The following is a 25568-nucleotide window of genomic DNA, read 5'->3' as shown; positions in this document are numbered from 1 at the left end:
CTAGTCGACCACACGAGTCAGGTCGGCGGAATCGGCCCCTGCGACGACCCGTTTGGGCCGGAACGAGGGGGCCAGCAGGAACAGGGCCACGGCGAACAGCAGCGGCAGGACGAATCCGATGCGCAGATCGGAGACGGCCGCGACCGCACCGACGATGGCGCCGCCGACCAACGTGCCCGCGTAGTTGAACAGGTTGAGTCGGGCGATCACGGCGTCCGTCTGGTCCGGCGGGGCGAGCCGGCCTGCGGCGCTGAAGCACAGCGGGGCGATGACGGGGGCGCCGAGTCCGACGATGAGGAATCCGATGATCGCGACGGTCGGGCTCTGCGCGACGATCACGACTACCAGCCCGAGCGCGGCGATCGCCGAGCCGACCCGGACGACCGCGACCTCGCCGTGGCGCCGCACCCAGAAGTCGCCGGTCAGGCGGGAGACGAGGCCCGCGGTCTGATAGGCGGCGACCGCGAGGGCCGCCGTACTGGCGCTGGCGAGCAGCAGGTCCTTGAGGTACAGCGCCGACCAGTTGCCGACGCTGAAGTCGATGGCGAAGAACAGTGCCATTGCCGCACCGAGGGCGAGGAACGGACGCATCGGGATCGTCAGCGGCGCGGCGGACGTGTTCGCCCCGGCCTCGGGTCCGACCTCGAGCAGTCGCGGTCCGATCAGCAGCGTTCCGGCGGCGACCCCGAGCGCGGCGCCGAAGATCGACACCGGCAGGCTCACCTCGAGCGCCGAGCAGGCCGAGACGTACAGCGCACCGACGATGGCGCCGACGCTCCACGCGCCGTGGAACGAGGACAGGATCGACCGGCCGTAGCGGTGCTGGATCGCCACGGCCTGCATGTTGGTGGCCGCGTCGACCATGCCGAGGCCGATGCCGTACACGGCGAATCCGGTGAAGAACGCGGCGGGGGACGGTGCGAAGGCGATCCCGGTGCCTGCGCACGCGATGACGAACAGTCCCGCTCTCAGGGTGGTCTTGCTCGAGGTCCTTGTCGCCAGGTACTCGGCGATCACGCTGCCGACGGCCGCGACCAGCGAGACCAGCACCACCGCGACGACGATGGTGGAGTCGTCGAAGCCGTACCGGTCCTTGAACTGGGGGAGCTGCGTCAGGAGTGCGGCGAGGAACATGCCCTGGAGGCCGAAGCCAACGGCGGTCGACACGCGAGCGGCCCGCAATGCGGGGGTGGGGAGCGTCATGAGGCCAGTGTGCTTTCGCCGGGCCCGTTCGGGCGGTGTGTTGATGAATTCAAGCACCGCACTGGACGCGCGTCCAACATTTCGGCAAACTCGGCTCATGACTGCGACTGAAACCAATCCGACGTTCCCTCAGGGCTTTCTGTGGGGCGTCGCCACCGCCGCCTATCAGATCGAGGGCGCGGTGGATGAGGGTGGGCGTGGCCGTTCGATCTGGGACGAGTACTGCGAGCGGCCCGGCGTGATCGTCGGAGGCGAGACAGGAGTGGTCGCCATCGACCACTACCACCGCTACCGCGAGGACGTCGGGCTGATGCGCGACCTCGGCGTCGACGCCTACCGGCTGTCCGTCTCCTGGTCCCGGGTGCAGCCCACCGGCCGCGGTCCGGTCAACGAGGAGGGTCTGGACTTCTACGACCGCCTCGTCGACGAGCTCGTCGCAGCAGGGATCGATCCGGCCGTCACCCTGTTCCACTGGGACCTGCCGGTCGAACTGCAGGAGGCGGGCGGCTGGCTCAACCGCGAGACTTCGTATCGACTGGCCGAGTACGCCGACATCGTCGGTCGCAGGCTCGGCGATCGCGTGCGCATGTGGATGCCGCTGAACGAGCCGGTCGTGCACACCCTGTACGGGCACGCGCTCGGCGTGCATGCCCCCGGCCAGGAACTGGGCTTCGGCGCACTGCAGGCCGCCCACCACCAGCTGCTCGGCCACGGACTGTCGGTGCAGGCGCTGCGCGCGGCCGGGTGCGACAACATCGGCATCGCCTCCAACCACGCGCCCGTACACGCGGCCAGCGATTCGGAGGCCGACGTCGCCGCCGCCGAGATCTACGACCACATCGTGAACTGGACGTTCGCCGACCCGGTCCTGCGGGGCAGCTACCCGGCGGAGGAGTTGGCCGCGGCGCTGCAGGGACCGGTCGCCGAGGACCTCGAGGTGATCTCGCAGCCGCTCGACTGGTTCGGCATCAACTACTACGAGCCGACGCTGATCGCGGCACCCACCTCCGACGAGGGCAGCAGCGGGGTCCTCGAGGTCGACCTGCCGCCGGGGATGCCGTTCCAGCCGGTCGCGCTCGAGGGCTACGAGCGGACGGACTTCGGCTGGCCGATCGTGCCCGCGGGGCTGCGCGAGATCCTCGGGATCTTCGCGGACCGGTTCGGTGACGCGCTGCCGCCGATCTACATCACCGAGAGCGGGGCGTCGTTCCACGACGACGACCCCGACGAGAACGGCAGGGTCGACGACCGTCGGCGGATCGACTACCACCGGGAACACCTGCATGCGGTGCGGGCGGCGATCGAGGACGGCGTCGACGTGCGGGGCTACTTCGCCTGGTCGATCTTCGACAACTTCGAGTGGGCGGCCGGGTACAAGGAGCGATTCGGCCTCGTCCACATCGACTACGAGACCCTGGCCCGGACGCCGAAGGACTCCTATTTCTGGTATCGCGACCTGATCGCCGGGCACGCGAGCGCGAGCTGATGACCAGCCTGGCGAACCGGTTGATGCCCGCAGCGCTCGCGCTGCGGGGCAGCAGGCGGGTGGGCGCCGAGGCCACCCGCCGGGAGATCGCGGGCCGGGCGTTACGGCCCCGTTCGTTCAGCCCGCCGCGCGGGCTCGACCGGCGGGTCGACATCCGATTGGAGCGCACCGCCGCCGGCTGGCCGGTGTACTCGGTGGCCGCGCACGGCGCGACGCGGCGGGATCTGGACAGCGCGCTCTACCTCCACGGCGGTTCCTACTTCCGCGAGATCACCCTGCAACACTGGCTGCTGGTCGCGGATCTGGCCCGGTCGTTGCCGATGGAGGTGGTGGTCCCGATCTACCCGCTCGCGCCGTCGGCCACCGCGGACGTCGTGGTGCCCGCGGCCGCCGACCTCGCCGAATGCCTGATGGGGGAGTGCGGTGCCGAGCGGTTCTCCCTCCTCGGCGACTCCTCGGGCGGGGGAATGGCGCTGGCCGTCGCGGTGGCGTTGCGGGAACGCACCCTCGCGCCGCCGCGGCGCACGGTGTTGATCTCGCCGTGGCTCGACATCACCGCCGACGACCCGGCCATCGCCGGCCTCGCGGCAGACGACCCGTGGCTGAGTCCGGACGGGCTGCGGGTGGCGGGCGAGGCGTACCGCGGCGCGCTGGAGCCGGAGGATGTCCGGGTGAGCCCGATCAATGCCGACCTGGACGACCTGGGACACATCACGGTGTTCACCGGCACCCGCGACATCCTCAACGCGGACGCGCGGCGGCTGCGCGAGCGAATCGCGCTCAGCAACACCGAGTTCGAGTACCACGAGGAGCGGGACATGTTGCACGTCTACCCGCTGCTGCCGACGCCGGAGGGCAGGGCGGCCCGGCGGACCCTGCGCGGCCTCGTCGACCCAAGGGGCGCGATCAGTTCGGCGCGGTGACCCGCGCCCGGGCAGGATGCCTGCGCCGGATGAGGAAGCCGGTCCAGGACACGAGGACCACGAGCCCGGCGAGCATCTGCAGCAGCGTGGTGTACCGCTCCGGATAGACGACACCGGTCAGGTAGGTGTCGATGAAACCGGTGCGCAGCCCCTGCTCGCCTGCCTCGTGCCTGGCCCAGTTCTCCAGGTGGGTGAGCGGGCAGTCGAGGCCGAACACGATGGTCGAGAAGCCCCAGCCGGCGAGCACGAGATGCGGCCAGATCGCCCACGGCCAGCGCCAGGCCAGGAACCCGCCGGCGACGACGTACACCAGGAACGCGAAGTGCACGGTCATCGTCGCCTCGGCGAGAACCCGAAAGACCATGAGGCAATTGTCCCTCCGGGTCGATCCGGAGGGGTACGCCTCGGTTGTTACAGGCGGCGGTTGAACACTTCCTTCGCCTTCGAGGTCGTGATGTCGACCGTGTACACGCGGAGCGTTGCGGCGGTGGGCGAGAGGTCCATCACCATGAATCCGACGTCCGCGAAGTTCTCGAAGAGGCTCTTGTTCGTGGTGGAGCTGGCCTTGCCGCTGCTGGTCTTCCCTGCGGCACCGGAGACGATCTGACGGGTGCCCTTGGATTCGACGGTCGGCTCGAGGACCTGCAGCGAGTGATCGTGTCCGGCGAGGAGGAACTGGCAACGCCCGAGGACGTGCTCCTCGTAGAACTTCTTCGCGTCGGCGCCGTTCGCGGGGGGTACCGGCATGCCGTCGTACTTGCCCGCGTTGCCGTGGGATCCGTTGCTCAGGTAGGGGTGGTGGGCGCAGGCGACCTTCCACTTCGCAGGCGACGCGGCGATCGCCGCGTCCAGCCACGCGCGCTGCTCGTTCATGAACTGACCGTCCGCCGCCCAGTAGGGCGCGAGGATCGGGGGCAGCATGGCGGCGACCGGGTTCATGTCGAGGACGAAGAACTCGACCACCGGGTTCTTCTCGGGTATGCGGACCGAGTAATAGCGGCTGGGCATCCACCACCGCCGGGAGAGCTGGTGGTAGTCCACCTCTTCGTCGCCGCGAAGCAGCCAGCCGCCGTCGCCGGGGAAAATCGCGCTGTTGTCGTGGTTGCCGAGGGCCATCACCCAGGGGAAGTCGAGGCCGTGGTTGGGGTCCTCGAACTTCGCCGCGAACTGGGTGTCGTTCTCGTTGGTCGGCCCCATCTCGTAGATGTTGTCGCCGAGGCCGAGCGCCATCGAGAAGGGCTCGCGACTGTGCAGATCGCGAATCGCGTCGGCCACCGCCCACTGTGCCTTGGTGCCGGTGCCCGCGTCGCCGGTGATCAGCACCCGGAGGTTGGTGTCCGTGGGGAACGGGAACTTGCCCGTGCCTGCGGCTGGCTTGGTCTCGGCGGCCGCCGCGATCCCGGGTGCCATGGCTGCCAGCGGCAGGGCGGCGCCCGCTGCGGCGGCGCCCGCCAGGAATCGGCGGCGATCGATCTGGTTGAACTCCATCACAGTCCTCGGGTCGCATCGTTCGGTGTCCGGACGAGCAAACCTTAATGTGAACGGTCGTTCAACTCGACAGGCTCGGCCGACTCGGTGTTCACCCGACGTTCACCCCGCCGCTGCCCTGAAACGACGAAAGCCCCGACCAGTGGCCGGGGCTTTCGATGCTGGTGCGCGATACTGGGATTGAACCAGTGACCTCTTCCGTGTCAGGGAAGCGCTCTCCCGCTGAGCTAATCGCGCGAGAAGCCGGAACCTGGTCCGGCCCAAACGAGCGGATGACGGGATTCGAACCCGCGACCCTCACCTTGGCAAGGTGATGCGCTACCACTGCGCTACATCCGCATTGTGCACTACCGGACCCATTGTGTAGGTCCGAAAGTGCGTGTACAGAAAAGGCACCCGTCCGGGTGCCTTTTCCTTCGTGCGCGATACTGGGATTGAACCAGTGACCTCTTCCGTGTCAGGGAAGCGCTCTCCCGCTGAGCTAATCGCGCGAGGTGGAGACGGGAATCGAACCCGTGTGCACGGCTTTGCAGGCCGTTGCCTCACCACTCGGCCACTCCACCGTCAAGGTCGAGTCCAACCTCGAGAGCGGATGACGGGATTCGAACCCGCGACCCTCACCTTGGCAAGGTGATGCGCTACCACTGCGCTACATCCGCATTGCACTTCCGGGGGCGGCGTTGCTGCCTCCGTGGTGCGAGATGAAACATTAGCCCACGGGGTGTGTAGTCACAAATCGCCAGTTCAGTGACGGAAACGGGGATCGGCTGCAGCGCGTTTACCGCACGGTTGCCGCGTATCGACTGGGGTGGGCTCCTGATCCCGGTCGCCGTCGGGTCGGAGGATCGGGCGGACGGGGAACAAGAGTGTGCAGGGAATGGGGACGTGGTTAGACGGGGTTTCGACGGGCTGAGGGATGGGGTCGGACTGCGGTTTTTCACTTCCACGGAAGTCGTGTTAATGTTCCATCCCGTCCGGCCGCGAGAGTTCAACGCGCGGCTCGGTCCCGTGGCTCAGTGGGAGAGCGTCCGCTTCACACGCGGAAGGTCGCTGGTTCGATCCCAGCCGGGACCACAAAGAATAAAGCCCCCCTCGTTCGAGGGGGGCTTTTTTGTGCTCTGAGTGAGTCCCGCGACCGTACGACGGGATCGAGTGTTTCCCCTGATCGTGACCGGCAGACCGCTGCCTCGGGGAGGTGGTGGCGGATACAATCGGTGTCCCGCGCTGATACGGGGGGCTCAGATTGGAGCTGATCTCGGATGGCCGATCAGGCGAAGCTCCTCGACTATCTGAAGCGGGTGACCGCAGATCTCTATCAGACGCGGGAGAAGCTTCGTGAGGCCGAGGGAGTCAGCCGCGAACCGATCGCAGTGATCGGGATGGGCTGCCGGTACCCGGGCGGGGTCCGGTCGCCGGAGGATCTGTGGCGCCTGGTCGAGTCGGGTTCGGACACCGTCACCGGGTTCCCCGAGGACCGCGGCTGGGGGATCGCGGACCTCTACGATCCGAAGGCCGAGCAATCCGGCAAGACCTACACGGTGCAGGGCAGCTTCCTCGACGACCCCGCCGGGTTCGATCCGGAGGTCTTCGGTATCTCGCCCCGCGAGGCGCTGGCCATGGACCCGCAGCAGCGTCTTCTCCTGGAAACGAGCTGGGAGACCTTCGAAAACGCAGGCATCGATCCGCGGTCTGTGCACGGTGCCCAGGTCGGTGTCTTCACCGGGCTGTCCGGTATCGACTACGCGGCGCGGGCGGGCGGGGCGCCGCCCGAGGACCTCGAGGGCTACTTCATCACCGGCAACGCCATGAGCGTCGCCTCCGGACGAGTGGCATACAGCTTCGGCCTGTGTGGACCCGCGATCACCGTCGACACCGCGTGCTCCTCGTCCCTGGTGTCCATCCACCTCGCCATGCAGGCGCTGCGCAGCGGTGAGTGCGAACTGGCGCTCGCGGGCGGGGCGACGGTCATGGCGACACCAGCGGTGTTCGTGGAGTTCAGTCGCCAGCGCGGACTGGCCAGGGACGGGCGGTGCAAGGCCTTCGCCGCGGCGGCAGACGGTACGGCCTGGGGTGAGGGCTCGGGAATGGTCGCGCTGGAACGACTTTCCGACGCGGAGCGCAACGGTCGCCGGATATTGGCAGTGATTCGTGGCAGTGCGGTGAACCAGGACGGTGCCAGCAACGGCCTGACCGCTCCGAACAAGCAGGCACAGGAGCGGGTGATCCGGCAGGCCCTTGCCAGTGCCGGGCTCGGCCCGGCCGACATCGACGCCGTCGAGGCGCACGGCACCGGAACCACGCTTGGCGATCCGATCGAGGCGTCCGCCCTGCTGGCCGGCTACGGCCGCGATCGCCCCGCCGACCGGCCGCTGTGGCTCGGCTCGGTGAAGTCGAATCTCGGGCACACGCAGGCGGCCGCGGGCGTGGCCGGGGTGATCAAGATGATCATGGCGATGCGCCACGGCGTCCTGCCGAAAACGCTGCACGTCGACCGGCCGACCCCGCACGTCGACTGGTCCGCCGGATCGGTGTCCCTGCTCACCGAGAACCGCGACTGGCCGGAGGCCGATCGGCCCCGACGCGCGGCGGTGTCCTCGTTCGGCATCAGCGGCACCAACGCGCACGTCGTGCTGGAGCAGCCACCGCCCGTCTCGCCCTCGCCCGACGAATCGACCGTCCCCGAAGACGAGGTCGTGGCCTGGTTCGTATCGGGTCACACCGAACCCGCGCTGCGCGCCCAGGCCGAGCGGTTACGTGAGTACGTCGCCGGCCATCCCGAACTGACGCCCGCCGAGGTGGCCGGGGCGTTGCTGGATTCGCGCGCCGCCTTCGACCATCGCGCCGCCGTGATCGGCGCGGAGCCCTCGGTCCTGCTGGCCGGGCTCGATGCGCTCGGCCGGGGCGCGCCCAGCCCCGATGTGGTCACCGGCCAGGCCCTGGAAGCAGGGGACCGGCCGGTGTTCGTCTTCCCGGGTCAGGGTGCGCAGTGGGTGGGCATGGCCGCCGAACTGCTCGAGTCGTCGCCGGTGTTCGCCGACAGCGTGCGCGAGTGTGCCGATGCGCTGGCGCCGTACACGAAGTTCTCCCTGCTCGACGTGCTCCGCGATCGCGATCCCGCCTCGCTGGACCGGGTCGATGTCGTGCAACCCGCGCTGTTCGCGGTGATGGTCTCCCTCACCCAACTGTGGCGCGCGTACGGCGTCGAACCGGCGGCCGTGGTCGGACACTCGCAGGGCGAGATCGCCGCCGCCTGCGTCGCGGGTGCGCTGAGCCTGTCCGACGCGGCGCTGGTCGTCGCCGCGCGGAGCAGCGTGATCGCCGCGTCGGCGCGACGCGGCGGCGGGATGGCCTCGGTGGCACTGCCCGCCGACGCGGTGCGGGCGAAGATCGAACCCTGGGCGGGCGCCGTCGAGGTGGCCGCGATGAACGGTCCCTCCGCGACGGTGGTGTCCGGTCCCGTCGACGCGCTCGACCTGCTGGTGGGGCAGTTGCAGGGCGAGGGCGTCCAGGCCAGGCGGATCGCGGTGGAGTACGCCTCGCACTGCGCGGATGTGTCGGTGTTGCGGGATCCGATCCTCGACGCGCTCGCCTCGATCGCGCCCCGCCGGTCGCGGATCCCGTTCTATTCGACGGTGACCGGTGGCGCGCTGGACGGCTCCGCGCTCGACGCGGACTATTGGTACCGGAATCTACGGCGCCCCGTCCGATTCGAGCAGGCGACCAGATCGCTGGCCGCGGACGGCTATCGATTGTTCGTCGAGTCGTGCAGCCATCCCATCCTGACCGTGCCGTTGCAGGAGACCCTCGACGCGGCGGGTGTCGCGGGGCGAACCATCGGCACCCTGCGGCGCGACCGCGCCGGCCTGCGCCAGTTCACCGCCGCGCTCGCCGAGGCGCAGGTGTCCGGGGTGCACATCGACTGGGACCGAGTCGACTGGGCTCGGCGCGACGATCGGAAGCGCTGGGTGGACCTGCCCACGTACGCCTTCCAGCACCGTCGCTATTGGCTGGACAGTCCCGCGCCGCACGGTGATGTCGCGTCGACCGGCATGGACACCGGCGGACATCCGATGCTCGCCGCATCGGTCGAGCTCGGTGACGACCGGGGTGTGGTGTTCACGGGCCTGCTTTCCCCACAACGCCTTCCGTGGCTGCGCGACCATGCGGTGAACGGAACCGTCATTCTGCCCGGCACCGCATTCGTGGAGCTGGCCCTGCACGCGGGGAACCGCGTCGCGCGCGGCGGGCTCGAGGACCTCGCGATCGAAGCGCCCCTGCTGATCCCGGATGAGGGTGAGGTGGCGGTGCAGGTGAGCGTCCTCGTCGATGGCGACGGCGGTCGCTCCACGGTGGCGGTGCACTCCCGGCCCGCGGATGCGTCGGGGGAGACCCCGTGGACCAGGCACGCCACCGGGACGCTCACCGCGGCCGTGGGCTCCGCGGACACCGGCGAACAGCAGTGGCCGCCTGCCGATGTCACGCCGATCGATGTCGGGGGTCTGTACGGAGTGCTCGACGAGGCCGGCTACGGGTACGGCCCGAGCTTCCGTGGCCTGCGGGCGGCGTGGCGCCGCGGCGACGAGCTGTACGGCGAGGTGAGCCTGGGCGGCGAGGACCCGGCCGAGGCGGTCGTGGGATATGGGATCCACCCCGCCGTGCTCGACGCGGCGCTGCACGTGATCGCGCTCGGCGGCGCGGCCTCCGGCGCCAGTGGTGTCCGGCTGCCCTTCGCCTGGGGCGCAGTGCAGTTGCACGCCGTCGGTGCCACCGCTCTGCGTGTGCACGTCACGACGATCGGTCCCGAGCGGTACCGGGTGGCCGCGTTCGATGTGGCGGGCAAACCCGTCTTGACCGTGGATGCGCTGGCACTGCGGCCGCTCGGGGACACCCCACTTCCTGCTGTCGGTGCAGGCGAGAACCTCTACCGCGTGGAGTGGATGCCGGTGGGCGCGGCCGCGGCGGCCGGGGCGGAGCTGGTGCCGCTCGCGGAGGCACTGGCGGGCGGCGACCACTCCGGCCGCGTGCTGTGGCTGGACTGCGAGCCGGGTGGGGAGCCCGATGTGCCTGCCCGGGCGCACGCGGCGGCGGAGGCAGCGTTGACCGCGGTCCAGTCCTGGCTCCGCGAGGATCGACTGGCGCAGACCCGCCTGCTCGTCACGACCCGGCGCGGGGTTGGCGTGCGTGACGGCGAACCGATCGACGACGTGTCCGCCGCACCCGCCTGGGGGCTGATCGGCGCGGTGCAACACGAGTATCCGGACCGCATCTGCCTGGTGGACCTGGATGCATCGGCGGGTGAACCCGCCGATCCCGAACTGCTGGCAATGGCATTGGCCTGCAACGAACCCCAGCTGGCGATCCGGGACGGCGTGCTGCTGGCGCCCATGCTCGCCGCGGAGACGCCCGTCCGGACCGCACCCGATGCGGATCCGGCCCCCTTCGGTCCGGATGGCACGGTCCTCATCACGGGCGGCACCGGGACCATCGGCAGGCTGATCGCCCGCCACCTCGTGACGCGATACGGGGTGCGCAGGCTGGTGTTGACCGGCAGACATGCGCTCGACGCCGACGGCGCGGCCGAACTGCGAGCCGATGTCGCCGAGTCGGGGGCCGAGATCCGCCTGGCCGCCTGCGACGTGGCCGACCGCGCGGCGGTCGCCGCCCTGCTCGCCGACATCCCCGACCTGTCCGGCGTGATCCACGCTGCCGGGGTGCTCGAGGATGCCACCGCCGTCACGGTGACCCGAGACCAGTTGCACGCCGTCATGCGTCCCAAGGTGGACGGTGCCTGGCACCTGCACGAACTCACCCGCGACCACGACCTGTCGGCGTTCGTGCTGTTCTCTTCCGCGGCGGGTGTGCTCGGCGGCGCAGGCCAGGCCAACTATGCGGCCGCGAACGTCTTCCTCGACGCCCTGGCGCAACACCGTCGCGCCCGCGGGCTGCAGGCGATCTCCCTGGCCTGGGGCTTGTGGGACCGGCCGAGCGGGATGACCTCCCACCTGAACGCGGCAGACCTGGACCGGTTGCAGCGCTCCGGCATCGACACCATCAGCCCGGAGTCGGGGTTGGCCCTTTTCGATGCGGCGCTGGCCGTGGACCGGCCGCTGATCGTGCCGCTCCGCCTCTCGACCCGCCCCTCGCGTTCCGATGCCGAGTCCCTGCCGCCGATCCTGCGCCGAGTCCTCGGGATCCGTCGCCGGGTCGCCGCCGCCGAATCACCCACCGGCCTGGCCGACGAACTGAGGGCACTCGATCCGGGCGAGCGACACAGCCGGGTCCTTGACCTCGTCACCACCCACGTGGCGGCCGTACTCGGCCACGACAGCAAGGAGGCGATCGATCCGGAACGGGCCTTCAAGCAGCTCGGTTTCGATTCACTGACCGCGGTGCAACTGCGCAATCAGCTCGCGACCGCCACCGGCGTCGGACTCGCCGCGACGGTGGTGTTCGACCATCCCACCGCCGATGCGCTCGCCCAGGAGCTCGTGGCCCGACTGCTCGGCGGCGATGCGGCACCGCAGCCGACCCGGCCTGCGCGTACTCGCAGGGGCGAGGACCCTATCGCGATCGTCGGGATGGCCTGTAGGTATCCGGGCCGGGTGTACAGCCCGGACGACCTGTGGCAGCTCGTGAGCGAGGGCCACGACACCGTGGGCGCGTACCCCGACAACCGGGGCTGGAATCTCGCCGAGGTCTACCACCCCGATCCGGAGCGAGCCGGCACCACCTACATGAGCCAAGGCGGATTCCTCTACGACGCCGACGAGTTCGACGCCGCGTTCTTCGGCATCAGCCCCCGCGAGGCGATCGCGATGGACCCCCAACACCGGCTGCTCCTGGAGAGCGCCTGGGAAGCGTTGGAACGGGCGGGGATCCAGCCGAACGGACCGGGACTCACCGACACCGGCGTGTACGTGGGGCTGATGGGCGGCGATTACGGCTTCCACCTGATGAGCAGGCGCAATGTCGACGCCGAGGGCTATCTGATGACCGGCACCAGCAACAGCGTTGCCTCCGGCCGGATCTCGTACTCTCTCGGATTCACCGGGCCCGCGGTCACCGTGGACACCGCCTGCTCGTCCTCGCTGGTGGCCATGCACCTCGCGGCGCGGGCCCTGCGCGACGGTGAATGCAGGCTCGCGCTGGCGGGAGGGGCGACGGTGATGTCCACGCCCGGGGTGCTGATCGAGTTCAGCCGCCAGCGCGGCCTCGCCGCCGACGGTCGGTGCAAGCCGTTCTCCGACCGGGCGGACGGCACCGGGCTCAGCGAGGGCGCGGGCATGGTGGTGCTGGAGCGGCTGAGCGACGCCGAACGCAACGGCCACCGGGTGCTGGCGATCATCCGCGGATCGGCGATCAACCAGGACGGGGCCTCCAACGGGATCACCGCACCGAACGGGCCGTCCCAGGAGCGGGTGATCCGCCAGGCGCTGGCCGATGCGGCGCTCGCACCCACCGACATCGACGCCGTGGAGGCCCACGGCACAGGCACGACGCTCGGTGACCCGATCGAGGCGCAGGCGCTGCTGGCCGCCTACGGGCAGGACCGCGAGGGCAGGCCGCTGTGGCTCGGCTCGGTCAAGTCGAACATCGGCCACGCCCAGGCCGCGGCCGGGGTCGCGGGCGTGATCAAGATGGTGATGGCGATGCGGCACGGGGTGCTGCCGCCGAGCCTGCACGGCGATACCCCGACCCGGCACGTCGACTGGACGGCGGGAGAGGTCTCGCTGCTCGCCGAACCTGTTTCGTGGCCGGAGACCGGGCGGCCCCGTCGCGCGGCGGTCTCGTCGTTCGGCATCAGCGGCACCAACGCGCACCTGATCCTCGAACAACCACCCGACTTCCCCGCGCCCGAGCTCTCGCCGCGGTCGGCCTCGCCGCTGGCCTGGGTTCTCTCCGGAAAGACCGGCGACGCGCTGCGGGCGCAGGCCGCTCGGTTGGCCGAGTTCCTCGACAACGCAGCAGAACTCCCCGATCCCGCCGATGTCGCCTACTCCCTGGCCACCACCCGATCCGGGTTCGCCCATCGCGCCGCGGTGATCGGCGAGACGTTCACCGACCTGCGCGACGGCCTGGCCCACATCGTGGAGGGGCGACCGAGCGAAAATGTCATCGCGGGGAACAGTGTCCGCGGCAAGACGGCCTTCATGTTCACCGGCCAGGGCGCGCAACGGATCGGGATGGGCCGCGGCCTCTACGAGGAGTATCCGGTGTTCGCGGAGGCACTGGACGAGGTCTGCGCCGCACTCGACGAGCATGTGGAAATCCCGGTGCGGGAGGTGATCTGGGACGACGCCGAGGGCGGAGCGGCCAAGCTCGACAGCACCGAGTACACCCAGCCGGCCCTGTTCGCCATCGAGGTCGCGCTCTATCGGCTGCTGCGGGACTGGGGCATCACCCCGGACTACCTGATCGGCCATTCGATCGGAGAGATCACCGCGGCACACGTCGCGGGAGTGTTCAGCCTGCCAGACGCCGCCGCCCTGGTGGGCGAGCGCGGACGGTTGATGCAGTCGACGAAGCCGGGCGCGATGATCGCCGTCCGCGCGGGGGCTGAGGACGTGCTCGCACGGATCGACGACCGGGTCGATCTGGCGGCCGTCAACGGTGCCGAATCGGTGGTGCTCGCGGGCGGTGAACGCGATCTGGACACCATCGCATCCGAATTGTCCGCCGCCGGCCTGAAGACCACGAGCCTGCGGGTCGAGCGGGCCTTCCATTCCACCCTGATGGACCCCATCCTCGACGAGTTCACCGCCGTGGTGTCGAGGCTGACGCCACAGCCACCGAGTGTGCCGGTCATCTCCAACGTCACCGGTCGTGTCGCCACCGCCGAGGAACTCGTGTCCCCGGACTACTGGACGCAGCACGTCCGGCAATCGGTGCGCTTCCACGACGGCATTCGCGCCCTCGACGAGCTCGGTGTCACCCGCCTCGTCGAAGTCGGCCCTGGCGCGACCCTGACCGCGCTCGCCGCGGAGGTCGTCCCGAACGCGATCGCCACGCTGCCCGGACGCGGAGACGAGGCGCACGGGATCATCGCGGCGGTCGCGGCGGCCTACGTGCAGGGCGTCCCGGTCGACTGGGATCGGGTACTGCCCGGGCGTCGCCGGGTCGACCTGCCCACCTACGCATTCCAGCGTCGTTCCTTCTGGCCGTCGACGTCGATGCGGAGCGCAGGCGATCCGACGGAGCTGGGGCTCGGCCCGGCGGATCATCCGCTGCTCGGCGCGGCGGTGAGCCTCGACGACGGCGCGCTGATGTTCACCGGGCAGCTCTCGCTGCCGCGCGATTCGTGGCTCGTGCCGCCACCGGTCGATGACGGTGAGCCGCCGTCGCCCGACGCTCCGCAGTCGGTCTCGAGCGCGGTGCTGGTCGAACTCACGCTGCACGCGGCCCACCACATCGGCCTCGACCACATCGACGAGCTCACGCTGCACCAGCCTCTGACCCTCCCGTCGCCGGGGCAGGCATCGATCAGAGTGCTCGTGTCGCCGACCGACGCCACCGGTGGTCGCACCGTCACCATCTCGTCGAACGCGGCCGAGGCCGACGGCCAGGAAGCCTGGGTCCGGAACGCCTCCGCGACGATCGACGACGTCGTGGGTCCCGCCGCCGTTGCCGGGCAGCAGGTTCCGGGTGATGTCGACGCCGAGGTGCGTCTGGAGGAAGGCACCGACGCGTCCGGCTACGGGATTCATCCGGAGCTGTTGGAGGCCGCGCTCGAGCCGATCCTCGGGTGGGACGGCTGGCCTACGACGTGGTCGGGAATCCGTCTGCACACCGTCGGAGCGGAGGCGGTGTCGGTGCGGTCCGAGGCGAGCGAGGACGGGCGATATCGCGTCGCCCTCGCCGACCCCCGAGGCGAGCCTGTGCTGACCGTCGACGCGCTGCGGGTGGTGCCGAGGGCCGTCGACGGGGCGGGTGCGGGCGGCAGGGCGGCCCCGCCTCTGCACCGGCTGACCTGGATCCCGGTCGAGGGCACCTCGTCGGAGCCGGCACCGGGACCGGTGGTCGTCCTCGGCTCCGGGTGGCCGGGCGACGGGTCGGCGTTTCCCCACCATCGCGACCTGGCGGCGCTGCGGGCCGCGATGGAGTCCGTCCCCGACGACGGCGACCGGCTCGCGTGGACGGTGCTGGTCGGATGCGGGACAGGGGGCGAAGACGGTCCGGACGCAACCCACGAACTGTGCGCCCGCGTGCTGGGCCTGCTGCAGGAGTGGCTGGACGATGACATCGTCGCCGACAGCAGGCTGGTGATCGTGACCCACAACGCGATGCTCACCGACGACGGGCAGGACCGGGATACGGGCACCGACCTCGCGGCCGCGGCGGTGTGGGGACTCGTGGGGTCCGCACAGAACGAGAACCCGGACCGGTTCGTGCTCATCGACCTCGACGACGCGTCGGATGTCGAAGCCGCGATCACGTCGGCATCGGCAAGCGGCGAACCCCAGTTGGCGGCCAGGAACGGCGCCCTGCTCGCACCCCGGTTGCGGCGGATGCCCGCAGTCGAGACATCGGCGCCGTTCGATGAGGACGGCACCGTTCTCGTCACCGGGGGCACCGGCACCCTGGGGTCGTTGGTGGCCCGGCACCTGGTCGCGGCGCACGGGGCGCGGCATCTGGTGCTGACCAGCAGGCGCGGACCCGCCGCCGAGGGTTGCGACCAGCTGCGGCGCGAACTCGCCGACCTGGGCGCCGAGGTGAGCATCCTCGCGTGTGATACCTCCGACGAGCCGGCCCTCGCGGCGTTGCTGGAAGGGATCCCTCAGGAGCACCCACTGACCGCGGTGATCCACGTGGCAGGCGTGATCGACGACGCCACCCTTGGCTCGTTGACCCCCGAGCGGGTCGACGCGGTGCTGCGGCCGAAGGTCGACGCGGCCTGGCACCTGCACCGGCTGACCGCGACATCCGGGCTGCGGGCCTTCGTGCTGTTCTCCTCGCTCGGCGGTGTCCTCGGGGCCCCCGGACAGGCGAACTACGCGGCCGCGAACATGTACCTCGATGCCCTCGCCCGGCACCGCCACACCCTCGGTCTTCCCGCGGTGTCGATCGCGTGGGGCATGTGGGCACCGCCGAGCACCATGACCGACAACCTCGGGGCGATCGATCTGGCCAGGGCGCGCCGCAGCGGCATGGTTCCGATGTCCGCTCCCGACGGCCTTGCCCTCTTCGACAACGCGCTGGCCGCAGGCGTTCCGGCCGTGGCCGCCGCCCGGTTCGACCTCTCCGGGTCGGCCGGACCCTACGTGCCTGCCCCGCTGCGCGGCCTGATCCGGGAACCGCGCAGGCGCGCCGCGGGGTCGGGCTCGGCCGGATCCAGCGGGTCCGAGCCGTCGGGTTGGGCGCAGCGACTGGCCGACCTGTCGATTCCCGAACAGCGGCACCTGATGCTCGAACTGGTCAGGGCAGGAGCCGCCGCGGTGCTCGGCCACGACGCTGCGGACTCGGTCGACCCCGATCAGGCGTTCAAGGAACTCGGCTTCGACTCGCTCGCCGCGGTGGCGCTCCGCAACCACCTCGGTGCGGCCACGGGGCTGCGGTTGCCGCCCACCTTGGTGTTCGATCACCCGAGCTCCCGTGCCGTTGCCGAGTTCCTGCGCGCGGAACTCGTCCCGGACCCCGTGTCGGTGGCCTTCGCCGACGTCGACCGGCTTCGCGCGACCATCGCCGAGCTCGGAGAGGACACCGAGGCCCGAGCGGCGCTCGCGAAGCGCCTGGCCAACCTGTTGGCCGAGGTCGGCACGGGCGAGGGTGCGCGCGCCGACGCGGTCGACAAGATTCACGCGGCGACCAGCGAGGAGATCCTCGACCTGATCGATCGCGGCCTCTGAATCCGCGCCGGTGAGGGACACCGGCCCCTTCTTCTCGTGCCGATATTGGGGTGTAATGGACGCCCATGACCGTCGTCCACAGCTTTCCCGCCGTACTCGACGACCGCGCCGACACCCTGATCCTCGGGTCGATGCCGGGTATCCCGTCGCTGGCCGCGGGCATGTACTACGCGAATCCACGCAACAGTTTCTGGCCGATCATGGGTGAGCTCTTCGACGCGGGCCCCCGGCAGACGTACGCGCAGCGGCTGCAGCGGCTTCAGGACGAGGGCATCGCGCTGTGGGACGTGTTGAAGCTGTGCAGGCGGGAGGGCAGCCTCGACTCGAGCATCGACCCCGATTCCGAGGTGGCCAACGACTTCGCGGCCCTGTTCGAGCGTCACCCTCGGATCGGCCGGGTCTTCTTCAACGGCGCCAAGGCCGAACAGGCGTACCGGCGCGCCGTCGTCGCGCGCGGCCTGCACCCGGCGTCGGTCGCGATGGCGCGGCTGCCGTCGACGAGTCCGGCGAACGCGGGCACCCCGGTGGCGGACAAACTCGAGGCGTGGCGGGCGGTCACCAGGTAGCTCGACGACCGGCGCGCCGTGCCCCGCCCGTCGGTACTGTTGGCCGGGTGGTGACGACTGAGAACCGGTGGAGGCGCCTGCGGCGGGATATCGCGGGCAACACCGCACTGAACCTGGCCTACCGGATCTGCGTCGGCGTCGTCGGCACCGTGGTTCTCGTCGTCGGCATCATCACCATTCCGTACCCCGGTCCTGGTTGGTTGATCGTGTTCGCCGGGCTCGGCATTCTCGCCTCGGAGTTCGCGTGGGCACACCGCCTGCTCCGGTTCGCGCGGGAGCGCTACGACCGGTTCATGGCGTGGTTCGTCCGCCAATCGGTCGTGGTGAAGGCGCTGTCCGCGTTGCTGACGTGCGCCATCGTGATCGGAACCCTGTGGGTGCTGGGAACTCTCGGGCTGATCGCGGGTTGGGTTGGCATCGAGCACCCGCTCCTGGAGAGCCCGCTCTAGCCGTGGCGACGGATCCGGAACTCGTCGAGGCCTACCAGCGAGTGGTCGCGGCGATCCCGTCGCTGCGGGACGCGACCGTACCCGCGCCGGGCGCGGTCGAACACCCCGGCAGCGTCCTGGTGGACCGCGACTGGCTGGCGGCGCGGATCGCCGACACCGCGCGGCGTTGGGCCTGCGAGGACGTCCGCGTCTCTGCGACGTTGTGGTGGTATTCGGCGAGCTCGACGCTGCTGTCGGTGCCCGCCTCGATGCTGCTGGCGACGGGCCTTGCGCCCGACCCGGCCCTGGACGGGCTGACCTGTACGTTGCGGCCCGACGGGTACCTGGGAACCATTCGCTCCGAGGCAGGCATCCACGACGACGAGGTACTGGCCGCGCGGCTCGGCGCCGCGCTCGCCCCGATCATCGCGGCGCTGAGCGAACTCAGTGGTGCGGGCGTGCGCTCGCTGTGGGCGATCGCGACGGACTCGTTGGGCAACCGTGCGCTGGACGCGGGCACCGCGCTGGGCGGCCCGGTGCTCGGCAGCGCGCTGGCGGTGCGGTTGGCCGACCTGATCGGTGCCGAGATGCCGCGCCCCCGGTTCGTCGACGTCGGGCGCGGGGGACCGGCCGGTGCTGACCCGTGTGGCGCACCTGCACCGGGTTCCCGGCGGGTGATCCGCAGGTCGTCCTGCTGCCTGATCTACGAGACGGAGCCCGATCCGGTGGCCGCCGAGGGCGTCAAGTGCACCAGCTGCCCCCGTCAGCAGCCGTCGGTCCGAGCGGCGCGGCTCGGCGCGCTGCTCGGGTGACAGGCCCGCCCGTTCCGCGTGCCGATAGCATGAGGGCTCACCGAGCTGCCGTCTTCGAGTCGGCGCAGAACATCGAGGAGCACATCGCCGTGACCACGCCCGCATCCGCAGTCTCAGCCGCCCACGTCCGGGTGCCCGCGGGGACTACCGCCGGTACGGCGGTTCGGGAGGCGGGGCTCACCGGCAAGGGTGCCGACGCCATCGTCGTGGTCCGCGACGCGGAGGGCCAGCTCAAGGACCTGTCCTGGATTCCCGAGGAGGACGCACTGGTCGAGCCCGTCGCGGCCGACTCGGACGACGGCCGCACCGTGATCCGGCATTCCGCCGCGCACGTGCTCGCCCAGGCCGTGCAGTCGGAGTTCCCGAACGCCAAGCTCGGCATCGGCCCGCCGATCAAGGACGGCTTCTACTACGACTTCCGGGTCGACGAGCCGTTCACCCCAGAGGACCTGACCCGCCTCGAGAAGAAGATGAAGCAGATCATCAAGGGCTCGCAACGCTTTTCGCGGCGCGTTGTCGAGAACATCGAGGACGCCCGCGTCGAGTTGGCGAACGAACCGTTCAAGCTCGAACTGATCGACGACAAGTCGGGCATCGACGACCCCGAGGTGATGGAGGTCGGCGGCAACGAGCTGACCATCTACGACAACCTCGACCCGAGGACCGGCGAGAAGGTGTGGGGCGATCTGTGCCGCGGCCCGCACATCCCCACCACCAAGCACATCCCCGCCTTCAAGCTGACCCGCAGCTCGGCCGCGTACTGGCGCGGCGACCAGAACCGCGAGGACCTCCAGCGCATCTACGGCACCGCGTGGGAGTCGAGCGAGGCGCTCGACAAGCACATGGAGCTGATCGCCGAGGCCGAGCGTCGCGACCACCGCAAGCTGGGTGCGGAGCTCGACCTGTTCAGCTTCCCCGACGAGCTCGGTTCCGGTCTGCCGGTGTTCCACCCCAGGGGCGGCATCATCCGCACCGAGATGGAGGACTACTCCCGCAAGCGCCACGTCGAGGAGGGGTACGAGTTCGTCAACACCCCGCACATCACCAAGGGCGATCTGTACGAGACCTCCGGGCACCTCGACTGGTACAAGGACGGGATGTTCCCGGCGATGCACATCGACGCGGAGCTCAACGAGGACGGCACCGTGCGCAAGCCGGGCCAGGACTACTACCTCAAGCCGATGAACTGCCCGATGCACAACCTGATCTTCCGTTCCCGCGGGCGTTCGTACCGGGAGCTGCCGCTGCGACTGTTCGAGTTCGGCTCCGTCTACCGCTACGAGAAGTCGGGCGTCGTGCACGGCCTGACCCGCGTGCGCGGCATGACGCAGGACGACGCGCACATCTACTGCACCCGTGAGCAGATGCGCGACGAGCTGGCCACCACGCTGGACTTCGTGCTCGGTCTGCTCAAGGACTACGGCCTCGACGACTTCTACCTCGAACTGTCGACCAAGAACCCGGACAAGTTCGTCGGCGACGACGCGGTCTGGGAGGAGGCGACCAACACCCTCGCCGAGGTCGCCCAGGCGTCCGGACTGACCCTGGTGCCGGACCCGGGCGGCGCCGCCTTCTACGGCCCCAAGATCTCGGTGCAGGTGCAGGATGCGTTGGGCCGTACCTGGCAGATGTCCACCATCCAGCTCGACTTCAACCTGCCGAACCTGTTCGACCTCGAGTACACCGGATCCGACGGCGCCAAGCATCAGCCGGTGATGATCCACCGTGCCCTTTTCGGTTCGATCGAGCGGTTCTTCGGTGTGCTCACCGAGCACTACGCGGGCGCGTTCCCGGCGTGGCTTGCGCCCGTGCAGGTGGTCGGCATCCCCGTCGCCGAGGCCTTCGAGGAGCACCTGTTCGGTGTGGTGGCCAAGCTCAAGTCCGCCGGTGTCCGCGCCGAGGTGGACGTCAGTGACGACCGGATGCAGAAGAAGATCCGGAACCACACCACGCAGAAGGTGCCGTTCATGCTGCTCGCCGGCGAGCGGGACGTGGAGGCGGGCGCCGTCAGCTTCCGTTTCCGCGATGGCACCCAGATCAACGGCATCGCGGTGGCGGACGCCGTCGAGGCGATCACCGGATGGATCGCGCGGCGCGAGAACGCCTCGCCCACAGCCGAATTGCTCGGAGGCCTCGGATGAGCGACGAGGGCTCGGTCGTCGACACCGGCCCCGGTGATCCGGACCGGCTGCAGCGACTCTGGTCGCCGCACCGGATGTCGTACATCGCCGAGGCGCCGAAGGTCACGACCCCTGGCGAGGGACCGTTCACCGACATCCCGAAGATGAGCGACGAGGAAGGGTTGATCGTCGCCCGCGGCGAGCACGTCTACGCGGTGCTCAACCTGTACCCGTACAACCCCGGCCACATGATGGTGGTGCCCTACCGTCGCGTCGCCGCGCTCGAGGACCTCACCCCCGAGGAGTCGGCCGAGTTGATGGCGTTCACGCAGCAGGCGATCCGCGTGATCAAGCGGGTCTCGCGTCCGGACGGCTTCAATGTGGGGCTGAACCTGGGTGCCGCGGCGGGCGGTTCGCTGGCCGAGCACCTGCACCAGCACATCGTCCCGCGCTGGGGTGGCGACGCGAACTTCATCACCGTCGTCGGTGGGGCGAAGGTGATGCCCCAGCTCCTGCGCGAGACCAGGGCGCTGCTCTCGGCAGCCTGGAACGCGTGAGCCGTATCGCCTGCGTCATGGCAGGATCGTTGACGAGATCAACTCGAAATCGGGTCTCTTCCAGCACAGGAACGGGGGTCGACAGGTGCTGAGCGTTCTCGGGCGCGCCGCGGTGTCGAAGGTGATCGCGCCGGTGGGTAAGGCCTTGGTCGCGGTCGGGCTGTCCCCGGACGTCGTGACGGTGTTCGGCACGACGGCCAGTGTGGTGGCCGCGGTCACCCTGTTCCCCTCCGGGCACCTGTTCTGGGGCGCGATCGTGATCGCCGCGTTCGTCCTGTTCGACCTCGTGGACGGCGCGATGGCGCGCGAACGCGGCGGCGGAACCCGGTACGGGGCGGTGCTGGACGCCACCTGTGACCGGATCGCGGACGGTGCCATCTTCGCCGGCCTCGCCTGGTGGGCGGTGTACCACGAGAACAGCAGGTCGCTGCTGGTCGCGACCCTGATCTGCCTGGTCACCTCGCAGGTCATCTCCTATGCCAAGGCTCGCGCCGAGGCGAGCGGACTGTCCGCGGAGGGTGGCCTGATCGAACGGTCGGACCGCCTGGTGATCGTCCTCCTCGGCTCCGGCCTGACCGGCCTCGCGGGACACTTCGGTATCGACTGGCTCGAATGGGCCGTCTACGTGGCGATGTGGCTGCTGGCGGTGGCGAGCATCGTCACCGTGTTCCAGCGGGTGCTGCAGGTGCGCAACGCCCCGGGTGCGCGGGATCCGCTGCCGATGAAGAACGGCACCGCGGAGAGCGGAGAGGCGCCGACGACGTGAGCTGGACCGAACGGGTAAGCGACCTCGGCTACGCCGCCGGGTGGCGGTTGGTCCGCGCGCTGCCGGAAGGGGTGGCGGAGTCGCTGTTCAACCTGGGCGCGGATCGGGCGGCCCGTCGCGGCGGCCCGGATCAACTGCGCCGCAACCTGGCACGGGTGCTCGGGGTACCCGCCACTGAGGTGCCGGATGAGCTGATCCGGGACTCGTTGCGCTCCTATGCACGCTACTGGCGGGAGGCCTTCCGGCTCCCCGCGATGGATCAGCAGGAGCTGGGCAGGCGGCTCGATTCCCTGGTGCACGGTCAGGAACACCTGAACAAGGCGATGGCCGACGGCAAGGGCGTGGTGCTGGCCCTGCCGCACAGCGGCAACTGGGACATGGCGGGCGTGTGGGCCGTGCAGCACTGGGGCACGGTGACGACGGTTGCCGAGCGGCTCAAGCCGGAGTCGCTGTACCTGCGGTTTCTCGAGTACCGGGAGAGTCTCGGCTTCGAGATCTTCCCGCTCAGCGGCGGCGAGCGCCCGCCGTTCGAGCAGCTTGCCGAACGGCTGCGCGAGAACCGGCTGGTGTGTCTGCTGGGGGAGCGCGACCTCGCCAAACACGGTGTGCCCGTGACGTTCTTCGGTGAACCCACCCGGATGCCGGCAGGCCCGGCCAAGCTCGCGATCGAGACCGGCGCCGCGCTGCTGCCGGTGCACTGCTACTTCGAGGGCGACGGCTGGGGCTTCCAGGTCGATCCTCCGGTGGACACCGCCGGCGGGGTGGCCGCGGCCACCCAGGCCCTCGCCGACCGCTTCGCCGCCAACATCGCGGACCACCCGGCCGACTGGCACATGCTCCAGCCGCTGTGGCTCGCCGACCTGTCCGAGGGCAGGCTGGCGCGGATGGAATCGCCATGAGGATCGGGATGGTCTGTCCCTATTCGTTCGACGTGCCGGGTGGGGTGCAGGCCCACGTCGTCGAGTTGGCATCGGTGCTCATCGAACGGGGACACAAGGTCAGCGTGCTGGCGCCCGCCTCGGAGGGCACCGAGCTCCCCGACTTCGTGGTCTCGGCAGGCCGGGCGGTCGCGATCCCGTACAACGGGTCGGTGGCCCGGTTGAGTTTCGGCCCCGTCTCCTATGCGCGGGTCCGTCGGTGGATCGTCGACAACGATTTCGACGTACTGCACATCCACGAGCCGAACGCGCCGAGCCTGTCGATGCTGGCGATGAAGATCGCCGAGGGCCCGATCGTCGCGACGTTCCACACCTCGACCACGAAGTCGTTGGTGCTGAGCACCTTCCAGGGCGTGCTCGCGCCGTACCTGGAGAAGATCAGCGGCCGCATCGCCGTCTCCGAACTGGCGAGGCGGTGGCAGATGGAGTCGCTCGGCTCGGATGCCGTCGAGATCCCCAACGGCGTCGATGTGCCCGCGTTCGCGAATGCGGACCCGCTGCCCGGGTACCCGCGCCCGGGCGGCACTGTGCTGTTCCTCGGTCGCTACGACGAGTCGCGCAAGGGCATGGCGGTGCTGCTCGAGGCGCTGCCGGAGCTCGTCGCGAAGCATCCCGACCTGGAGATCCTGGTCGTCGGCCGCGGGGACGAGGACAGGCTGCGTAAGGACGCAGGCAGGTATGCCGGGCACCTGCGGCTGCTGGGCCAGGTCACCGACGCGGAGAAGGCCTCGGCCCTGCGCAGCGCGGACGTCTACTGCGCGCCGAACCTCGGCGGTGAGAGTTTCGGCATCGTGCTCGTGGAGGCGATGGCGGCGGGCACTGCGGTGGTGGCCAGTGAACTGGACGCTTTCCGTCGGGTGCTGCGCGACGGCACCGCCGGAATGCTGGTGCCGGTCGGCGATTCGGCCGCGCTGGCCACCGCGATCGATTCGGTGCTCAGTGACCCGGACCGCCGTCGCGCGCTGGTCGGCACGGCCACCGAGGTGGTGGCCGAGTACGACTGGCCGGTGGTCGCGGAGCAGATCCTGCGCGTCTACGAGACGGTGACGGTCGGCGGCAGCGGCGTCGGCGTCGAGGTCCGCTCGTGACTTTCTCCGCGACCTCGATCCTCATCCTCGCGCTGATCGCCGCGGTGATCATCACGATCGGTGTGTGGGCATACGGCACCGCCAACCGGCTCGACCGATTGCACGTGCGCTCCGACCTGTCCTGGCAGGCGCTCGACTCCTCGCTCGCGCGCCGGTCGGTGGTGGCCCGTGCGGTGGCCGCCGCGCTCGCGACCGGTGGAGACGCCCCGGTACCGGACGGAAAAGCCCTGGCGGCGTTGGCGATCAAGGCCGAGCGGGCCGATCGCGGACATCGGGAAACCGAGGAGAACGCGCTGTCCGTTGCGCTGGCAGCGGTGCCGGCCGAGGCGCTGCCGCCCCAGCTGGTGGCGGAGCTGGCCGATGCCGAGGCCCGGGTGCTGATCGCCCGCCGCTTCCACAACGACGCGGTGCGCGACACCCTCGCGCTGCGGACCCGGCGACCGGTGCGCTGGCTGCACCTCGGCGGCACCGCCCCGCTGCCCACCTACTTCGAGATCGCCGAGCGCACCGCCCCGGTGGTGGGCGCCGGTCTGAACGTGGACGAGACGCGGACGTCCTCCCGCGTGGTGCTGCTCGACGAGAAGGGCCGGGTGCTGCTGCTGCGCGGGCACGACCCGCAGGTGCCCGACGTCTACTTCTGGTTCACCATCGGCGGCGCCGTCGAGATGGGGGAGACCCTGCGGGCGGCGGCCGTCCGGGAGATCGCCGAGGAGACCGGGCTGTCGGTGGACCAGGCGGTGCTGCGCGGGCCGATGTGGCGCCGGGTCGCGGTGTTTCCCTACGACGGCGAGCTGATCCGCTCCGAGGAGCTGTTCTTCGCGTTGCAGACCACCGAGTTCACCCCCACGCGCAGCGGCTTCACCGACCTCGAACGGCGCGCGATCACCGGCCACCGCTGGTGCAGCCCGAGCGAGATCCGGGAGATCGCCGCGACCGGCGAGGTGGTGTACCCGGAGGAGCTGCCGGACCTCCTCGAGGAGGCGAATGTCGTGGTCGCAAGGCTGGTCGAACCCGAGGTCCGATCGATTCGCTGACCGGCCGACCGGCAGAAACCCGCATCGTCCTAGAATTGAACGAGTTCCCCTGACAGGTCACTACCGATGGAGTATGCCGTGAGCACCCCTGATACCGCCCCGACCACCGGCACGGCCCGCGTCAAGCGCGGCATGGCCGAGATGCTCAAGGGCGGGGTCATCATGGACGTCGTCAATGCAGAGCAGGCGAAGATCGCCGAGGATGCGGGTGCGGTGGCGGTCATGGCCCTCGAGCGTGTGCCCGCGGACATCCGCGCGCAGGGCGGCGTGTCCCGGATGAGTGATCCGGACATGATCGACGGCATCATCTCCGCGG

The 25568-nt window shown here is 70.0% G+C and carries 15 protein-coding genes, 6 tRNA genes and 1 pseudogene; 14 read left to right on the top strand and 8 right to left on the bottom strand.

Translation table 11 applies throughout. From position 1 onward, the window contains the following. The gene (locus tag FCG67_RS20235) at positions 1 to 1302 is read right to left on the bottom strand and encodes an MFS transporter (protein WP_136911464.1); all 1302 of its coding nucleotides are present in this window, start codon (positions 1300 to 1302) and stop codon (positions 1 to 3) included. Between FCG67_RS20235 and FCG67_RS20230 the strand changes: the two genes are divergently transcribed. Together FCG67_RS20230 and FCG67_RS20225 are read left to right on the top strand one after the other, a co-directional pair. Continuing rightward, on the top strand, positions 1301 to 2689 hold the full coding sequence (locus tag FCG67_RS20230; RefSeq protein ID WP_136911463.1) for a GH1 family beta-glucosidase: 1389 nt from the start codon (positions 1301 to 1303) through the stop codon (positions 2687 to 2689). The genes FCG67_RS20235 and FCG67_RS20230 overlap by 2 nt on opposite strands. Continuing rightward, entirely contained in the window at positions 2689 to 3612 is a 924-nt protein-coding gene (locus FCG67_RS20225) for an alpha/beta hydrolase fold domain-containing protein (protein ID WP_136911462.1), read from the top strand. The genes FCG67_RS20230 and FCG67_RS20225 overlap by 1 nt, the downstream gene beginning before the upstream one ends. On the opposite strand, the gene FCG67_RS20220 is transcribed toward FCG67_RS20225, so the two are convergent. The 7 genes from FCG67_RS20220 to FCG67_RS20190 form a co-directional block, all read right to left on the bottom strand. Next, on the bottom strand, positions 3596 to 3976 hold the full coding sequence (locus FCG67_RS20220; protein ID WP_136911461.1) for a DUF2784 domain-containing protein: 381 nt from the start codon (positions 3974 to 3976) through the stop codon (positions 3596 to 3598). The two genes, FCG67_RS20225 and FCG67_RS20220, sit on opposite strands and share 17 nt — an antisense overlap. 47 nt (positions 3977 to 4023) lie before the next feature. Then, on the bottom strand, positions 4024 to 5103 hold the full coding sequence (locus tag FCG67_RS20215) for a metallophosphoesterase (RefSeq protein ID WP_136911460.1): 1080 nt from the start codon (positions 5101 to 5103) through the stop codon (positions 4024 to 4026). 159 nt (positions 5104 to 5262) lie between these two features. Next, positions 5263 to 5337, bottom strand: a tRNA-Val gene (locus FCG67_RS20210). Between the two features lie 30 nt (positions 5338 to 5367). Further along, positions 5368 to 5439 (bottom strand) — tRNA-Gly (locus FCG67_RS20205). Between the two features lie 80 nt (positions 5440 to 5519). After that, a tRNA-Val gene (locus tag FCG67_RS20200) sits at positions 5520 to 5591 on the bottom strand. A gap of 1 nt (position 5592) precedes the next feature. Then, positions 5593 to 5663, bottom strand: a tRNA-Cys gene (locus tag FCG67_RS20195). 24 nt (positions 5664 to 5687) lie between these two features. After that, positions 5688 to 5759, bottom strand: a tRNA-Gly gene (locus FCG67_RS20190). A 343-nt stretch (positions 5760 to 6102) separates the two neighbouring features. On the opposite strand from FCG67_RS20190, the gene FCG67_RS20185 reads away from it, so the two are divergent. The 12 genes and pseudogenes from FCG67_RS20185 to FCG67_RS20130 all read left to right on the top strand — a co-directional run. Beyond that, positions 6103 to 6174, top strand: a tRNA-Val gene (locus tag FCG67_RS20185). A gap of 185 nt (positions 6175 to 6359) precedes the next feature. Then, positions 6360 to 16943: a type I polyketide synthase gene (locus FCG67_RS20180; protein WP_136911459.1), complete on the top strand. Its 10584-nt coding sequence runs from the start codon at positions 6360 to 6362 to the stop codon at positions 16941 to 16943. A gap of 65 nt (positions 16944 to 17008) precedes the next feature. Next, a complete protein-coding gene (locus tag FCG67_RS20175) occupies positions 17009 to 17509 on the top strand; it encodes a DNA-deoxyinosine glycosylase (protein WP_136911458.1) in 501 nt (166 codons plus the stop codon). Between the two features lie 47 nt (positions 17510 to 17556). After that, complete coding sequence (locus FCG67_RS20170) at positions 17557 to 17958, top strand: TIGR02611 family protein (protein ID WP_136911457.1); 402 nt, start codon at positions 17557 to 17559, stop codon at positions 17956 to 17958. A 2-nt stretch (positions 17959 to 17960) separates the two neighbouring features. Continuing rightward, on the top strand, positions 17961 to 18749 hold the full coding sequence (locus FCG67_RS20165; RefSeq protein ID WP_136911456.1) for a (2Fe-2S)-binding protein: 789 nt from the start codon (positions 17961 to 17963) through the stop codon (positions 18747 to 18749). A gap of 89 nt (positions 18750 to 18838) precedes the next feature. Continuing rightward, the gene (gene thrS / locus FCG67_RS20160; RefSeq protein ID WP_136911579.1) at positions 18839 to 20890 is read left to right on the top strand and encodes a threonine--tRNA ligase; all 2052 of its coding nucleotides are present in this window, start codon (positions 18839 to 18841) and stop codon (positions 20888 to 20890) included. Beyond that, entirely contained in the window at positions 20887 to 21426 is a 540-nt protein-coding gene (locus FCG67_RS20155) for an ATP adenylyltransferase (RefSeq protein ID WP_027499599.1), read from the top strand. The genes thrS and FCG67_RS20155 overlap by 4 nt, the downstream gene beginning before the upstream one ends. A gap of 85 nt (positions 21427 to 21511) precedes the next feature. Further along, positions 21512 to 22192 carry a phosphatidylinositol phosphate synthase gene (gene pgsA / locus FCG67_RS20150; protein WP_136911455.1) on the top strand — a complete coding sequence of 227 codons (681 nt, stop codon included), beginning with the start codon at positions 21512 to 21514 and terminating at the stop codon, positions 22190 to 22192. Further along, positions 22189 to 23091, top strand: coding sequence for a phosphatidylinositol mannoside acyltransferase (locus FCG67_RS20145; RefSeq protein ID WP_136911454.1), 903 nt, complete (start codon positions 22189 to 22191; stop codon positions 23089 to 23091). The genes pgsA and FCG67_RS20145 overlap by 4 nt, the downstream gene beginning before the upstream one ends. Next, positions 23088 to 24218, top strand: coding sequence for a glycosyltransferase family 4 protein (locus FCG67_RS20140; protein WP_136911453.1), 1131 nt, complete (start codon positions 23088 to 23090; stop codon positions 24216 to 24218). Before FCG67_RS20145 ends, FCG67_RS20140 begins: the two co-directional genes overlap by 4 nt. Then, complete coding sequence (locus tag FCG67_RS20135; RefSeq protein ID WP_136911452.1) at positions 24215 to 25252, top strand: NUDIX hydrolase; 1038 nt, start codon at positions 24215 to 24217, stop codon at positions 25250 to 25252. The genes FCG67_RS20140 and FCG67_RS20135 overlap by 4 nt, the downstream gene beginning before the upstream one ends. A gap of 66 nt (positions 25253 to 25318) precedes the next feature. After that, positions 25319 to 25568, top strand: a pseudogene (locus tag FCG67_RS20130) (pyridoxal 5'-phosphate synthase lyase subunit PdxS); the annotation flags it as partial.

This window comes from Rhodococcus oryzae (genome assembly GCF_005049235.1).
Classification (GTDB): domain Bacteria; phylum Actinomycetota; class Actinomycetes; order Mycobacteriales; family Mycobacteriaceae; genus Rhodococcus_G; species Rhodococcus_G oryzae.
This window is presented reverse-complemented; position numbering and strand designations above follow the sequence as displayed.

Excerpts from the sequence above, each read along its gene's own strand:
- FCG67_RS20230 (WP_136911463.1), top strand. The coding sequence starts at position 1,301 with ATGACTGCGACTGAAACCAATCCGACGTTCCCTCAGGGCTTTCTGTGG.
- FCG67_RS20235 (WP_136911464.1), bottom strand. The coding sequence starts at position 1,302 with ATGAGCCGAGTTTGCCGAAATGTTGGACGCGCGTCCAGTGCGGTGCTT.
- FCG67_RS20225 (WP_136911462.1), top strand. The coding sequence starts at position 2,689 with ATGACCAGCCTGGCGAACCGGTTGATGCCCGCAGCGCTCGCGCTGCGG.
- FCG67_RS20220 (WP_136911461.1), bottom strand. The coding sequence starts at position 3,976 with ATGGTCTTTCGGGTTCTCGCCGAGGCGACGATGACCGTGCACTTCGCG.
- FCG67_RS20180 (WP_136911459.1), top strand. The coding sequence starts at position 6,360 with ATGGCCGATCAGGCGAAGCTCCTCGACTATCTGAAGCGGGTGACCGCA.
- FCG67_RS20175 (WP_136911458.1), top strand. The coding sequence starts at position 17,009 with ATGACCGTCGTCCACAGCTTTCCCGCCGTACTCGACGACCGCGCCGAC.
- FCG67_RS20155 (WP_027499599.1), top strand. The coding sequence starts at position 20,887 with ATGAGCGACGAGGGCTCGGTCGTCGACACCGGCCCCGGTGATCCGGAC.
- FCG67_RS20140 (WP_136911453.1), top strand. The coding sequence starts at position 23,088 with ATGAGGATCGGGATGGTCTGTCCCTATTCGTTCGACGTGCCGGGTGGG.